The 14,185-nt window shown below is 35.7% G+C and carries 15 protein-coding genes; 14 read left to right on the top strand and 1 reads right to left on the bottom strand.

Annotation, left to right across the window (positions count from 1 at the left end; genetic code table 11):
• Positions 1–205 precede the first annotated feature (205 nt).
• The 10 genes from I5435_RS21115 to I5435_RS21070 all read left to right on the top strand — a co-directional run bounded on the left by I5435_RS21115 (position 206) and on the right by I5435_RS21070 (position 8,751).
• The gene (locus I5435_RS21115) at positions 206–1,333 is read left to right on the top strand and encodes a M20 peptidase aminoacylase family protein (RefSeq protein ID WP_024361374.1); all 1,128 of its coding nucleotides are present in this window, start codon (positions 206–208) and stop codon (positions 1,331–1,333) included.
• Between the two features lie 15 nt (positions 1,334–1,348).
• Positions 1,349–2,173 (top strand): GNAT family N-acetyltransferase, encoded by an 825-nt coding sequence (locus I5435_RS21110; RefSeq protein ID WP_337982925.1) that lies wholly within the window; start codon positions 1,349–1,351, stop codon positions 2,171–2,173.
• Between the two features lie 22 nt (positions 2,174–2,195).
• The gene (menC, locus tag I5435_RS21105) at positions 2,196–3,305 is read left to right on the top strand and encodes an o-succinylbenzoate synthase (RefSeq protein ID WP_337982924.1); all 1,110 of its coding nucleotides are present in this window, start codon (positions 2,196–2,198) and stop codon (positions 3,303–3,305) included.
• A 64-nt stretch (positions 3,306–3,369) separates the two neighbouring features.
• Positions 3,370–4,425: a YkvI family membrane protein gene (locus I5435_RS21100; RefSeq protein ID WP_024361371.1), complete on the top strand. Its 1,056-nt coding sequence runs from the start codon at positions 3,370–3,372 to the stop codon at positions 4,423–4,425.
• A 27-nt stretch (positions 4,426–4,452) separates the two neighbouring features.
• Positions 4,453–4,584 carry a hypothetical protein gene (locus tag I5435_RS21095; RefSeq protein ID WP_337982923.1) on the top strand — a complete coding sequence of 44 codons (132 nt, stop codon included), beginning with the start codon at positions 4,453–4,455 and terminating at the stop codon, positions 4,582–4,584.
• Positions 4,585–4,713: 129 nt separating this feature from the next.
• Positions 4,714–5,664 (top strand): ABC transporter permease, encoded by a 951-nt coding sequence (locus I5435_RS21090; RefSeq protein WP_024361370.1) that lies wholly within the window; start codon positions 4,714–4,716, stop codon positions 5,662–5,664.
• Positions 5,657–6,610, top strand: coding sequence for an iron chelate uptake ABC transporter family permease subunit (locus tag I5435_RS21085; RefSeq protein ID WP_024361369.1), 954 nt, complete (start codon positions 5,657–5,659; stop codon positions 6,608–6,610). Before I5435_RS21090 ends, I5435_RS21085 begins: the two co-directional genes overlap by 8 nt.
• Positions 6,607–7,368: an iron ABC transporter ATP-binding protein gene (locus tag I5435_RS21080; protein WP_024361368.1), complete on the top strand. Its 762-nt coding sequence runs from the start codon at positions 6,607–6,609 to the stop codon at positions 7,366–7,368. The genes I5435_RS21085 and I5435_RS21080 overlap by 4 nt, the downstream gene beginning before the upstream one ends.
• A gap of 59 nt (positions 7,369–7,427) precedes the next feature.
• Positions 7,428–8,435: a siderophore ABC transporter substrate-binding protein gene (locus I5435_RS21075; RefSeq protein ID WP_024361367.1), complete on the top strand. Its 1,008-nt coding sequence runs from the start codon at positions 7,428–7,430 to the stop codon at positions 8,433–8,435.
• A 1-nt stretch (position 8,436) separates the two neighbouring features.
• Complete coding sequence (locus I5435_RS21070; RefSeq protein WP_024361366.1) at positions 8,437–8,751, top strand: antibiotic biosynthesis monooxygenase family protein; 315 nt, start codon at positions 8,437–8,439, stop codon at positions 8,749–8,751.
• 155 nt (positions 8,752–8,906) lie between these two features.
• On the opposite strand, the gene I5435_RS21065 is transcribed toward I5435_RS21070, so the two are convergent.
• Complete coding sequence (locus I5435_RS21065; protein ID WP_337982922.1) at positions 8,907–9,551, bottom strand: hypothetical protein; 645 nt, start codon at positions 9,549–9,551, stop codon at positions 8,907–8,909.
• A 366-nt stretch (positions 9,552–9,917) separates the two neighbouring features.
• On the opposite strand from I5435_RS21065, the gene I5435_RS21060 reads away from it, so the two are divergent.
• The 4 genes from I5435_RS21060 to I5435_RS21045 are packed head-to-tail and all read left to right on the top strand — an operon-like array spanning position 9,918 to position 13,880.
• Entirely contained in the window at positions 9,918–10,820 is a 903-nt protein-coding gene (locus I5435_RS21060) for a polyprenyl synthetase family protein (protein ID WP_337982921.1), read from the top strand.
• A gap of 12 nt (positions 10,821–10,832) precedes the next feature.
• Positions 10,833–10,991 carry a competence pheromone ComX gene (gene comX / locus I5435_RS21055; protein WP_024361363.1) on the top strand — a complete coding sequence of 53 codons (159 nt, stop codon included), beginning with the start codon at positions 10,833–10,835 and terminating at the stop codon, positions 10,989–10,991.
• Positions 10,992–11,014: 23 nt separating this feature from the next.
• A complete protein-coding gene (locus I5435_RS21050; protein WP_029747105.1) occupies positions 11,015–13,282 on the top strand; it encodes a sensor histidine kinase in 2,268 nt (755 codons plus the stop codon).
• Positions 13,266–13,880, top strand: coding sequence for a response regulator (locus I5435_RS21045; protein WP_229389892.1), 615 nt, complete (start codon positions 13,266–13,268; stop codon positions 13,878–13,880). Before I5435_RS21050 ends, I5435_RS21045 begins: the two co-directional genes overlap by 17 nt.
• Positions 13,881–14,185 lie beyond the last annotated feature (305 nt).

The raw sequence follows: 14,185 nt of genomic DNA, 5'->3' as shown, positions 1-14,185 counted from the left end.
CTTTTTTGTTATGGCGTTGTTGTCCGCTACGGTGGTGCTTTCCATGGGCACATCGTTAGTTGTTACAAAACTAAAAGGCATTACTACGCATCTTTTTTGTCTTTTGTGTAGTCTATTAGCTAGAAGATAATTTAATTTTCTGTAGAATAGGACTATTTTTCGTTATAATAATCTTACTAGTAACAATTTTAAGGGGTTGGTTGTCATGAAAGAAGCATTGGATCGTTTGAGGCCAAGATTAATGGAGATTTTCACGTATTTACATGCACACCCAGAAATAAGCTGGAAAGAGGTAGAGACAACAAATTATATTGTTGATTTGTTGACGCGTGAAGGATTTTCCCCACAACGCTTTAAAAATTGTACAGGGCTTTATGTTGATATCGGCAAGGGAAATCCAAAAGTGGGCTTACGTACGGATATAGATGCATTATGGCAAGAAGTAGATGGTGAGTTTAGAGCGAATCATTCCTGTGGGCATGATGGTCATATGACAATGGCAATTGGTGCACTCTTACTTTTGAAAGAGCAATCTCAGTTATTAAAAGGAACAGTACGTGTTATTTTTCAGCCAGCTGAAGAAAAAGGAACGGGCGCACTAGCTGTTCTAAAAGAAGGTATTATTGATGATTTAGATTATTTATTTGGCGTCCATTTAAGACCTGTCCATGAGCTTGAAGATGGTACATACTGTGCAGCGTTGTATCACGGCGCATCCCGTTTACTTGAAGGGGAAATTATAGGTGAGGACGCCCATGCAGCAAGACCGCATCTTGGTGTTAATGCAATTGAAGTTGGGGCAACGATAATAGAGGATTTACGCACTATTCATACAGATCCAATGGTGCCTGTCTCTATTAAGATGACAAAATTTCAAGCTGGAGGAGATTCGGGCAATATTATTCCGGGAAGAGCTGCCTTTACAATTGATATCAGGGCACAACGTAACGATGTCATGGAGACACTCGCTTTAGGTGTCAAGCGTGTAATCGATTCTTCAAAAATATTGCATAAAGTGCAAATTGAATTACAGACAGTTGCTAATATTGTTGCTGCTGAGGTAGATACGACGGCTCAATATATTATGGAACAAGCTATTGTAAAGGCTGCTGGCCTGTCTAATTTACGTAAGCCTGTACATACCCCAGGAGGAGAGGATTTTCACCATTATGCGGTGCAACGTCCGCACTTAAAATCAACTATGCTTGGTCTAGGTTGCGGATTAACACCAGGGTTACATCATCCAAAAATGAAATTTAAACAGGCAAGACTTGTAACAGGAGTGGAAATTCTTACAAACGCTGTATTAGGAGCATTAAAACTAGAACCATAAAGGAGGCATCAGAACATGTTAAAAAACGTTGTTATTAAAAAAATGATGACACCTGCGGAGATTGCTGAGGTGCAATACTTAAATGCTGAAATTTGGGGGAGTCAAGCAATTCCATCGCATCAAATGTTAGCGGCTGTACAAAACGGTGGATTATTGCTTGGTGCTTTTCTTGAAAGTCGGCTAATTGGTTTTAATTACTGCTTTGTAGGCTATTTGGACGGAAAAATGTATTTACACTCACACATGATTGGTGTTGAAAAAACATATCGTGAACAAGGTGTAGGAGAACTATTGAAGCATGCTCAACAAGAGTATGCACGAGAGAATGGATTTCAACTAGTTCGTTGGTTAATTGATCCATTAGAAGCGCGCTTAGCAAATTTATCGTTTTTAAAGCTTAGTGCTTTTAGTGATCAGTATGAGGTAGATTATTATGGGCCACTGCAAGACGATTTTAATGATGGACTACCTTCGAACAGGATTGCAGTCGAATGGTGGATTGAGCGCAATCATGCAGACGATAGTTTAGATGAGCTAGAAGAAGTGGCAGAACAAATAACATCGTGGACGTTGACAGTCGACGGATTGCCTGTGCTCGATAAAGAGGGTGAATTCGATAGTAAGCAACAATTTTATAAGGATGCTTATTTAGTACCAATTCCACAGCATTTGCAAAAGATGAAAGTAGAGAGTCCTAAATTAGCAGAAGATTGGCGTTATAAGATGCGTACCATTTTAACAACCTTTTTTGAGCAAGAATATGCAATCGTTCGTGTGAAAAAGCATAAAGAATATGTTCATTTTTATCTGTTGGTCAGACGCTCTTTATTGGCTTTATAATGATGGATAAGGAGTGACGTTTGTGAGAATAGAAGAGATTACAATTAGACATTTAAAAATGCCAATGAAAGCACCGTTCACAACGAGCTTTGGTACTGTTGCTGAAAAAGAGCTATTGCTTTTAGAGGTGAAGGATGCAAGTGGTACGATTGGATGGGGTGAGACAGTTGCTTTTGTAGCACCGTGGTATACAGAGGAAACACTAAAAACGACGTGGCATATGTTAGAGGACTTTTTAATGCCCGCTTTGCTACATAAAGACATTGCACATCCGGATGAGGTTAGTGCCTTGTTCGCCACTATTCGGCGTAATGGTATGGCTAAAGCCTCGATTGAAGGTGCAGTGTGGGACATTTATGCTCAGCAAACAAAGCAATCTCTTGCACATGCATTAGGTGGAAGCAAGGATCTTATTGATGTAGGCATTAGTGTAGGTATTCAATCTAGTACGGATAAGCTATTAGAGCTAATAAAGGTCTATGTGGAAAAAGGCTATAAACGGGTAAAAGTAAAAATAAAACCGGGCTACGATGTCGAAGTCATTCGTGCTATTCGTGCTGCATTTCCTAATCTGCCTTTAATGGCGGATGCAAACTCAGCGTATACATTAAATGACATTGAAGTGTTACAACAGTTGGATGCATTTAATCTGCTAATGATTGAGCAACCACTTGCAGCAGACGATATTATCGATCATGCCAAGCTTCAAAAACAGTTGAAAACACCAATCTGCTTAGATGAAAGCATTACATCACTAGAGGATGCAAGGAAAGCAATTGAGCTAGGTAGCTGCGGTGTAATTAATCTTAAAATTGGACGTGTAGGCGGCATAACAGAAGCCAAAAAAATACATGACTATTGCCAACAACATGCTATTCCTGTTTGGTGTGGGGGCATGTTAGAAGCGGGAATCGGACGAGCACATAATATCGCTTTAACAGCGCTTTCTAATTTTGTTCTACCGGGTGATACCGCAGGTTCTAGCCATTATTGGTACGAGGATATTGTAACACCCGAAATCGTAGTGGAAGATGGGCATATTCGTGTGCCACAGAGCATCGGAATTGGCTATCAGCCGAATTTAGAAATTATTGATAAATTAACAATTAGCAAAAAAGTCTATAAAGGGTAATAGGGCTTGGCTTATTTTCCATCATGATTGTTAGTATTGCATAAATAGTCGAGGAGAGAAGTGATTGAAAAAGAGCTTACAAATCGGCGGTGCTTATGTAGGAATTATCGTCGGTGCGGGGTTTGCATCAGGACAAGAAATCATTCAGTATTTCACGAGTTATGGCAATAAGGGGATTTTAGGTGCTCTTTTAGCGACACTATGGTTTGCCTTTGTGGGAATGTGTACAGCACAAATTAGTTCGAGGTTGCAGACAACGTCCCATAAGGATTTGATTTATCAAATTTCAGGGAATACGATTGGTTTTTTAATGGACTTTGTTCTATCGCTATTTTTGTTTGGTGTATCAGTTATTATGTTTGCTGGTGCTGGCGCTACGTTTGAGCAAATGTTTGGACTACCCGTATGGCTGGGGAGCATTTGTATGATTGCCCTCACCATGATGACAGTAATGATGAATGTAAAAAGCATTATTAATATTATTGCAATTGCAACGCCTTATTTATTAGCTGTTGTTACGATTATTGCAGTCTATTCAATAGCTACGATGGATTTATCGTTTGCGGAGCAAGCAACAATAGCAGAACAGCAATTACAAACATCCTCTAAAAGCTGGTGGGTAACGGCGTTGCTGTATATGTCTTTTAATATCGGCGTATGCTTCTCGCTCCTTACAGTGATGTGTGGCGCAATCCGTAATGAACGAATTGCAGGTATGGGTGGCATTATTGGGGGACTGTTGTTAGGCGCGCTCATTCTACTTATTCATTTTTCTCTTCTAGCTAAAATGAACGTTATTGTCGGGTTGGATATTCCAATGTTAGCATTGGCGAATGAAATTCATCCAATCGTAGGTTTATTAATGTCATTTTCATTATTAGGGATGATTTACAATACGGCGGTAGGGATGTTTTATTCGTTTACGGTACGATTTTTTAAACCAACAAAGCCTAGCTTTAAAGTTGCTGTAATTTTTATGGGTGGTTTAGGATTTTTGGCAAGCTTAGTGGGCTTTACGACACTTGTATCAAAATTATATGCAGTGATGGGCTATGTAGGATTTATTTTGGTGGGGTCTATTATTTTTGCGTGGTTACGAGGCATAAGACGAGTAGTGTAAATATAAGGTAATTGAGAAGGATAAGCTATGCCATTCTCAATTACCTTTTTATTTTGGAAGAACTTGAGCGTTGGGGAGCTCGTTGAAATGCATCGAAAAATAAGTCGTTTAGCCAATATTATTGTTGAAAAATCAAAGTTTTCAAGTATTTCCAACTAAAACGAGAACAATTCTCAATAGTTGGTTGACTGATAATAGAAAGATGCTTATAATGAGAATCGTGAGTAATGATAATCATTTTCATCCGATAATTAATTACAAGCAAAAATGAATCTACCGGGGATTACAATGAAAATAAGATATCTTTTAACAGCAACTGTTGTGTTGTCTATTGTGTCGCTATTCATTGGTGTAGTAAATATTAAACCAAGTGACTTATTAGACTTCGGTTCAGAAGAAACTAGACTATTTATTATTAGTCGTGTACCAAGACTTGTAGCAATTTTGCTAGCAGGTGCAGGTATGAGTATTGCTGGTTTAATTATGCAAAGCTTAAGTAGGAATAAGTTCGTGTCACCAACTACAGCAGGAACTTTAGATGCTACGAAATTAGGTGTCCTAATTTCAATGATGTTTTTTACAAATGTCACGTACTTCCAAAAAATTTCCTTCGCTTTCATATTTGCTTTAGCCGGCACATTATTGTTTATGCAAATATTAAATCGAATAAAGTTTAAAGATGCGATTTTTATACCGCTTATTGGCTTAATGTTCGGAAATATTCTTTCGTCGATTACGACATTCTTTGCGTATAAGGCAGATATAATTCAAAACATTACTGCATGGTTACAAGGAGATTTCTCTTTAATAATGAAAGGTCGTTATGAGCTTTTATACATAAGTGTACCTGTTCTAATTTTAGCTTACATTTATGCGAATCGTTTCACAGTGGCTGGAATGGGTGAAGATTTTGCAAAAAATCTTGGTCTTTCCTATAAATTCGTTGTGAATTTAGGTCTAGTGTTAGTAGCACTCGTAACAACTACGGTGGTATTAACTGTTGGTATGATTCCTTTCCTTGGATTAATTATTCCAAATATCATATCGCTATTCAAAGGGGATAACCTTGCAAAGACATTACCACATACAGCATTACTCGGAATGTCATTCCTATTATTATGTGATATTTTAGGACGCGTCTTGATTTTCCCTTACGAAATTCCGATTAGTATGACGGTCGGCGTCATCGGAAGTGCCATCTTCCTATTTATGTTGTTTAGGGGGAGAGCATATGCGTAACCGTACCAAAATGTTGATATTACTAGGATTAGCAGTAATTGCTATGTTACTGTATGTCTTTTATGAACTAAATGGGAACTATCATTATGCGTTCCCTCGTCGCCTCATTAAAGTGGTGGCGATGGCATTAACGGGAATTGCCATTGCGTATTCCACAGTGGTATTCCAAACGATTACACATAATCGGATATTAACACCAAGTGTTATGGGACTTGATGCGTTATATATGATGGTGCAAACAATTATTTATTACTTCTTTGGTTCTATGTCCATATTCGTTATTAACGCGCAATATAATTTCATGTTAGCTGTTACAGCTATGGTAATTTTTGCACTTATTTTCTACCGGGTATTGTTCAAAGAAGGGAAACGACCGATTTACTTCCTACTGCTTGTCGGAATGATTGTCGGAACGTTTTTAGGAAGTGTCACAACATTCTTCCAAGTATTAATTGATCCTAATGAGTTCTTAAGTTTACAAAGTAAAATGTTCGCCAGCTTTAATAATGTGAATTCAGATTTAGTATGGTTAGCAGGTTTTGTGATTGTCGGAACTTTTATATACGGATGGCGCCATATGAGCCAACTCGATGTGATGTCCCTTGGTCGTGATACAGCGATAAACTTAGGAGTACCTTATGATAAGCTTGTACAGCGCATGCTTATTCTATCTTCTATATTAATTGCCGTTTCTACAGCTCTTGTTGGGCCTATTACATTCTTTGGCTTAATCGTAGCGAATTTATCGTATCAGTTTTTCAAGACGTACAAGCACTCTGTGTTAATCGCAGGCTCTTGTGTGATGAGTATTGTTGCTTTAGTCGGTGGACAGTGGATGGTCGAGCGTATTTTTAACTTCGATACAACACTTAGCGTCATTATAAACTTTGTAGGTGGTGTGTACTTCATCTACTTATTATTGAAGGAAAGTAGGTCAGCAGGATGATCCAAGTAAAAGAGATTTCTAAGTTTTTTGGGAAAAAGCCGGTCATTCAAGATGTTAGTGTAGACGTTGCACCAGGAAAAATTACGTCTTTTATCGGACCAAATGGTGCAGGTAAATCAACATTGCTTTCAATGGTAAGCCGTTTACTGAATGCAGACACTGGAGAAGTACTACTGGATAAATCGGATGTGCGTCGCTGGAAATCCGATGACTTTGCAAAGCGCGTATCGATTTTAAAGCAATCAAACTACATGAATGTACGTCTAACAATACGCGAACTTGTATCATTTGGTCGTTTTCCTTATTCAAAAGGGAACCTAAAACCAGAGGATGAGCAAAAAATAGATGAGGCAATACAATATATGAATTTAGACGATATTCAGCATAACTACTTGGATGAATTATCGGGTGGTCAGCGTCAACGGGCATTTATTGCAATGGTCATTGCGCAGGACACCGACTATATTCTATTAGATGAGCCACTTAACAATTTGGACATGAAGCATTCCGTGCAAATCATGAAAATATTGCGTAAGTTGGTCGATGAGTTAGGAAAAACAGTTGTCATTGTTTTACATGATATTAACTTTGCATCTGTCTATTCTGATCATATCGTCGCTTTAAAAAATGGACGTGTTGTAAAAGATGGTCCAACGAATGACATTATTAACTCAGATGCATTAAAGGAAATCTATGATATGGATATCCCTGTTCAAGAGCAGAATGGCTGTCGCATTTGTGTCTATTTTAACTCATAGTAATAATAGATAGTCCTACCTATCTAAAAATATAAAAACAATTAAAGGAGCATTTCACAATGAAAAATTGGAAATTACTTACTGTGCTAATGGCAATGATGCTTTTAGTATTAGCTGCTTGTAGTTCGAAAGAAGAATCAAAAGAAGACGATAAAGGTTCAACAGATAATAAACCTGCTGAAGAGCAAAATGAAGCTGCTTCTGCTTACCCAATCACAATCCCAGGTAGTACAATGGGCGAAAATACATTTGAAGAAGTAACACTTAAAGAACAACCAAAAAATATTGTTGTATTTGACTATGGTTTCCTTGATACTTTAGATGCTTTAGGCGTTGACGTTGCAGGTGTGCCACAACAATCAGTACCTAGTTATTTAAGCAAATATGCTGACACTACGTATGTAAACGTTGGTTCTTTAAAAGAGCCTGATTTTGAAGCAATTTCTTCTATGAGCCCAGACATTATTTTTATTTCTGGTCGTCAAGCGGCTGCTTACGAAGAATTATCTAAAATTGCACCAACTGTATTCGTTGGTGTAGATAACGCGAAATTTATGGAATCATTTAAAACAAACACTGAATTAGCTGGTAAAATTTTCGGTAAAGAGAAAGAAGCTGCTGATGCATTTGCTGCATATGAAGCGAAAGTAGAAGAGATCAAAGCAAAAACTGCTTCATCTGAAGACAAAGCTTTAATCGTTTTAGGTAGTGAAGGTTCATTATCTGCATATGGTCCTGGTTCACGTTTTGGTGTTATTCATGATGTATTTGGTGTAAAAGCTGTTGATGATACAATTAAAGTTGATACACATGGTGATAACGTAAGCTTTGAGTACGTACGTGAGAAAAACCCAGATATGTTATTCGTAGTTGACCGTGATGCGGCAGTTAACCCTGAAGGTGAGTCTGGTACAAAAGCTGCTATTGAAAATGAAATCGTTAGTGCTACTAACGCTGCTAAGAACGGTAAAATTTTCTATCTAAATCCAGAATATTGGTACCTATCAGGTGGCGGTTTATTATCAGAAACTGCAAAAGCTGACGATATTTTAAAGGCGTTTAACTAATATGTTTGTTCAAATTAAGCGTATGGTCGTTACAGAAGGCAATGCCAATAAGGTTGTAGAGCGTTTTGGAGCTAAAAAGGATGGTCCATCACTACTTGAACAGCAACCAGGTTTTATCGATAAGCAAGTCCTTGTAAAAAAAGTACGTCGTGGCGATGAAGAAGTGCTTATTATGGTTCGTTGGGAATCTGAAGAAGCATGGAAAAATTGGGAGAAGAGCCCTGAGCATATTGCTGGTCATAAAGCAAATGCAGGTAAGCCTAAACCTGACTTTATCATTGAAAGCGGACAAGATGTTTACTATGTAAAAGGTTAATAAGAATGGGAGGTGTCACAAGTAATTTGTGGCACCTCTTTTTGCTTTGTAAGATATAGCAATATGTGTGAAGAAGTAGGGAAGAAAAGGATGGTAGGCAAGAGGGTGACTCTGTTTGTGTCACACCTCACCTCGCCATGAATGAAGGTTGTACTTTAATGTTTAATAGAAGTTTTATTCCAGCTATTGAAGGCTGAAGTAATATTAAAAGAAATACCGCTCTCATTAATGCATAATCCAGTAAAATTAGTCGGACAGTAATAATAAGCTTCACTTGCCTTAGTAACAGAATCGAAAGTCTTTGTAGAGGCAATATAATCTGTATTTGTAACATCAGTTGGTAAGTCTGCATTGTTAACGGTATTACTGCCGATGCTATGGTGATTAAGAGATAGTATTTGCTTCCCTCGGGCATACATAATGCTGCAATGAGGAGCTTTATAAATCATCGGGGTATGAAGATTCAAACCAGAAGTTAAAGGACTCACTAAAGACAATAATAATAAATCGTCATCGGACACTTTTACAATCTTATATTGCGCCATATAGGCATCCATTTTTTGCTGAAAAGTATCTTCAAAACCAGATGTATCACAAATGGAGTTAGATAGAGTAGATTTAAGTTTGTATGCTGCTAAAGTTTCTTGATAAGCTCGTTGCTCTGCTTGAATAATTAGTTCTTCAATAGATTGTTGTTCGTGTGAAGGCTTTTTAATAGTGATTTCTTCTGCCGCTACATAAATCGTGCAGGAAAAAGTTTCTGTAAGTATTAGTATAGTGTTATTTACTCCATTAGCCATTTCAATCACTCCTAATTTGGAGAATTTTAAAATTAACATAAGGCAAAAACTCCAGATTGTGTCACATATATTACAGATGAATTTTACCTACCTTAAGCGTAACATCTGTCAGGACGCCATTTCAATGGTCAGTTAACGCCAAAAAATGGCGGTCACTAGTATTATCCCGCCATTTTTTATACTACTTTTTAGCAAAAAACTGGCGTGCTATTTGAAAATACCGCCATTATTTGGCGGTATATATGTTTTTATTATCAGTGATAGGTAGAAAAGGTGAATACTAATTCATTTAACTCGTAAATGATAGAATTAATTACCAAAAATATATATAATATTGAATAATATAATTAAGGAGGAAGAGGGCTATTGAAGGATATAGATGGACACATTAATGAATCTTTAGACATAATTATTGAAAATGATGCAATGCTTGGTGATGAATTAAAAACAATGCTTAAAAGCTTTAAAGAAGAAAAAGTAGTTACAGGCTATTCGTTTGGCAAACTATGTTTTTGGCATTATGAAGCATTTGTAGATTGTTTGAATGATGATATTTATAAAGTCGCTGCAGCTATTGAACTTCTAATATTGTCCTATGATATTATTGATGATTTACAGGATAAGGATTCTGATTATATTTGGAGCAAAACACCCGAACTTGCATTAAATGTTGCATTAGCCATGCTCGTTATGTCATCTAAGACTATACATAGCACTACTTTTGAACACAAAAATATGGCCCTTCGATTATTACAAGAATATGCTTTGCGAAGTATTAGTGGCCAGCAGTTAGATGTACTCAATGATTGTCGAGATGAGAAATCATATTTACAAATGATTGACCAAAAATCAGGTTCCCTAACAGCAATGAGTTGTGTTATTGGTGAAGTACTTGCCAAAGGAGAAATGACTGCTGAAATAGAAGAATACGGAAAATATATAGGTATTATTCAACAAATAAAAAATGATATTCAAGGTTTAAAAACATGGGGACCTAAGAATGACCTTATAAATAAAAAATATTCGTTACCAATTATTTATCTAATGTCACAAAATAATAGTGTTTCAAAATATGTGATAAACTATTATAATAAAGATATAGTTACATTTTTGGATAAAAATGCTATAGAAAATGAGCTGAAAAATGGTGGCGCAATACGCTATGCCATTACGATGAAGAACCTCTATAAGCTAAAAGCATTGAATAATCTCGAAAATGTTGCTATAAACAAAGTAGGTAAAGAATACCTAATAAAACTAATGAGATGAGGAGAGATTTTTATGATTAATGTAATTCAGTATCTAGAACAAAACCCTGCACTAGTATCACTGTTAAAAGAACAGAAAGTCGCATTAATTGGTTTTTCAGCAACTGAACAACAGGCTATACTTGACTCATTCGAAGAAGAACTATGCCTACAACAAACAATTTGGAACTAAATATAATTATACGAAAATGGTTTATGCTTGCTATAAGTGTTTACATTCTGCTAGGTTTCTACCTACTATATGTTACTTATAGCAAGCCTTATTTGGGTATAGATATAAAAGAAATAAATGGAAACTGGGTAGTGGAAAAATCATATGGACCATTATTGACTGGGCAAAGAATCTCTGCGAACGATATTATTTTAAACATAGATAATGTTCCAATTGACGCTATTCCTTATGTCAAAGATGATTTTGTTATTAGGGCAGCAAATATGTTAACTATTTTAAAGCCTGATGGTCAAATTATCGATGTTGAGGTAAGTAGTTTAGATTTTACTGACCACTTTTATTTTGTATTGGTAATCCCAGCGTGTTATTATTTTTTAACATTTTTTATTGTCCTTTATTTGTATTGTAAACAAAAAAACACCTCGCTATTAAGATTGCTTATTTTATTTATGCTATCGGTCTCTATAGCCTATCTTAGTAGCGGTGCATCTGGCAGTCTAAACAGTATAGGTATTATCGTCAATCGAGGGAGTATGCTATTATGTTTAGTATTGTTTTTACATTTTTTGAGAAACTATTTTATTTTTTTAAAGGCAAATTGGATACTTTCTAACAATATTAAATTATTTTATCTACTACCGATTATAGCCATGCTATTTGGCTACATTGGTATTATTTATTATGACTTGCATGATTTCCTTTCAAATATTGTTTTAACTGTTTTCTTAATTTTCCTTATTACTATACTTGGCATTTTATTGCTAAGCTATTTTAAATATAAATCACCTCAGTTGAAAATTTTGTTAAATGGCGTAATGATTCCTTTTCTTCCATTCTTGTTTCTTTATGCAATTCCACTTATATTATTTAATCGATATATTCTTTCCGCTGAAATCAGTGCTTTATTTTTATTGTTGATTCCATTTAGCTTTATTTTTACTCAACTAGCGGAACGATTATTTGATATTGAATATCACATTACAAGACTTCGGTACTATGTAATATTCTCTTTAATATTTACTTTGTGGTTTGCTTTTGGTTTGTATTGGATCGCTGGGAAATTTTTAACGATGACTGTGATATCAGGTATTTCATTGTTTACTTTTTTATCGTTGGTTGTTCTTTTCTACATAAAAGAGAAGGTCGATTATCGCAAGCGTAAAATATTGTTTTCTACTAAAGGTGATTATATACATCAGTTATATATTGCTGTAGATAGAATCGGCAAAACGATTAAATTAGATGAGCTTCTAGAAAGGTTTGCACAAGAGGTTTCACTGCACCTTGAGCTTGAGCATGTATTTGTATTAACCTATGACTATGACACAAATCAATTTACTTCAATGGTTGAGGGAAAGATTCCTATAAATCCTATGTTAATGGAAGATTTAAGATTAGGAGAAATACGGAAACTTGACAAAGTCTATCTAGCTTTCCTCCATCAAGATGCTCATTACAAAAGAGCCTTAGTATTGGGGCATAATAATTCAATTCATTTAAAAGAAGAAGAGCTACTATGGCTCGAGTTGCTCCTGTTATATGTAAATAATTTTATAGAAAATACAAAAATGGTGGAAGAACTGTTAGAGGAACTAAAGCATATGAAGCAAGCAGATGATGGTCAATTACCTTGGCTAAACAAACTACTGTGGTTAAGGTTTGAAGAGGAAAAATATCAATTAGCTCAAGAATTGCATGATACGAACTTACAAGAGCAACTCCATATTGCTCGAGAAATAGATGTCTTAATAAATGCAAAAGATACAGTAGAAATCCAACAAAAACTTGTAAAGATTCATCAACAAATGGTTACATCTTTACACGATTTAAGAGCTTATTGTGAAAATTTGAAACCCCCGCTATTAGACACACTAGGGCTAAATGCAGCCTTAGAAAAACTCATTCGAAAAGTAACAGAAAGAGCTAGTTTTTTGTTAATCTATACAATCGATCGCCTCTATCTAGAGGATGAGCGAATGAACTTAATGATTTACCGTCTATTTCAAGAATTACTCAACAATGCTATGAAACATTCCTATGCGACAACAGTTGAAATTCATCTTAAGGAAATGGACAATGGATTTGAAATCATTTATCAGGATGATGGGGTAGGCTGTAATGTAAATGATATTATAGTGGCAGAATCGATGGGGATTCGTGGTATGCAAGAGCGTGTAAAAGCCTTTAATGGACACTTTTACATGGATACCCATATTAATAAAGGGATGTCTATTAGAATTACAGTAAAAGAAGGAAGTGACACACTTGATAACGATGCTCATAGTGGATGATCACCCAATTGTGTTAGAGGGAACAAAAAATCTATTTAAAGAAAATGAAGATATTTTAGTGGATACAGAAAGTGATGCAACTTCTGTCATTCCAAAAATTAAAAACAAGCCATATGATATTTATCTTATTGATATCAATATGCCTTTAGAAAATGGCATTCATTTAGCTCGAAATATTAAAGCTCTTCAGGTGGATGCGTCGATTATCCTTTATACAGGGGATGATATTACGGATTATTATCCACTCATTTTGGAAAGAAAGATCGAGGGGATTTTAGCGAAGACAGCATCTAAAGAGCAAATATTACGGACGGTTCGAGCCATTGCCAATGGTGAAATTGTGTTACCAAAAAATTTCTTAGATTTTCTTGATAATCGCTTTAAACTGCAGGATGCAAAGCTCGATATACATTTAAATGAAAAAGAAAAGAAAATTTTAAGATTGATTGCTAAAGGGCATACAAATAAAGCAATAGCGATCGAGTTAAATATTCCTCAGCGAACAACTGAAAGATATTTAACACAGTTATTTTCCCTACTCAATGTAGATTCACGTACAGAAGCAGTAAACCTTGCAGAACGAATGAATTTACTCTAGTTTTAGAATGTGGTACAATATATAAAATTATTGTTATATTTTACTATAAAAGGGTATTTTAGGTGAATACCAAGAGGCATTGCCTATAATTAGAATAATTTTCTGTATTTATAATTCTAAATACCTATTATGTGTATTAAACACCGCCATTTTTTGGCGGTGTTTTTGTATTACCGCCAAATCACGCCAAAAAATCTAGCGAAGTCCGCCAAAAAAGTGGCGTAAACACAACATTGAAATGGTGGTATAAGTACTGGTACGCTTAACTTAATCGTGGTTAAGTTTATTTGCCATAGTGCGTAATA

It is taken from the genome of Lysinibacillus sp. C5.1, from assembly GCF_016350185.1.
Classification (GTDB): domain Bacteria; phylum Bacillota; class Bacilli; order Bacillales_A; family Planococcaceae; genus Lysinibacillus; species Lysinibacillus sphaericus.
Note: the sequence above shows the minus strand (reverse complement) of the source record. Positions and strands in the feature narration are given on the sequence as shown.

What these genes read in the sequence shown, in the direction of transcription:
- I5435_RS21115 (WP_024361374.1), top strand. Translation starts at nt 206, where the DNA reads ATGAAAGAAGCATTGGATCGTTTGAGGCCAAGATTAATGGAGATTTTC.
- I5435_RS21110 (WP_337982925.1), top strand. Translation starts at nt 1,349, where the DNA reads ATGTTAAAAAACGTTGTTATTAAAAAAATGATGACACCTGCGGAGATT.
- I5435_RS21095 (WP_337982923.1), top strand. Translation starts at nt 4,453, where the DNA reads ATGCCATTCTCAATTACCTTTTTATTTTGGAAGAACTTGAGCGTTGGG.
- I5435_RS21090 (WP_024361370.1), top strand. Translation starts at nt 4,714, where the DNA reads ATGAAAATAAGATATCTTTTAACAGCAACTGTTGTGTTGTCTATTGTG.
- I5435_RS21085 (WP_024361369.1), top strand. Translation starts at nt 5,657, where the DNA reads ATGCGTAACCGTACCAAAATGTTGATATTACTAGGATTAGCAGTAATT.
- I5435_RS21080 (WP_024361368.1), top strand. Translation starts at nt 6,607, where the DNA reads ATGATCCAAGTAAAAGAGATTTCTAAGTTTTTTGGGAAAAAGCCGGTC.
- I5435_RS21075 (WP_024361367.1), top strand. Translation starts at nt 7,428, where the DNA reads ATGAAAAATTGGAAATTACTTACTGTGCTAATGGCAATGATGCTTTTA.
- I5435_RS21070 (WP_024361366.1), top strand. Translation starts at nt 8,437, where the DNA reads ATGTTTGTTCAAATTAAGCGTATGGTCGTTACAGAAGGCAATGCCAAT.
- I5435_RS21065 (WP_337982922.1), bottom strand. Translation starts at nt 9,551, where the DNA reads ATGGCTAATGGAGTAAATAACACTATACTAATACTTACAGAAACTTTT.
- comX (WP_024361363.1), top strand. Translation starts at nt 10,833, where the DNA reads ATGATTAATGTAATTCAGTATCTAGAACAAAACCCTGCACTAGTATCA.
- I5435_RS21050 (WP_029747105.1), top strand. Translation starts at nt 11,015, where the DNA reads ATGCTTGCTATAAGTGTTTACATTCTGCTAGGTTTCTACCTACTATAT.
- I5435_RS21045 (WP_229389892.1), top strand. Translation starts at nt 13,266, where the DNA reads ATGCTCATAGTGGATGATCACCCAATTGTGTTAGAGGGAACAAAAAAT.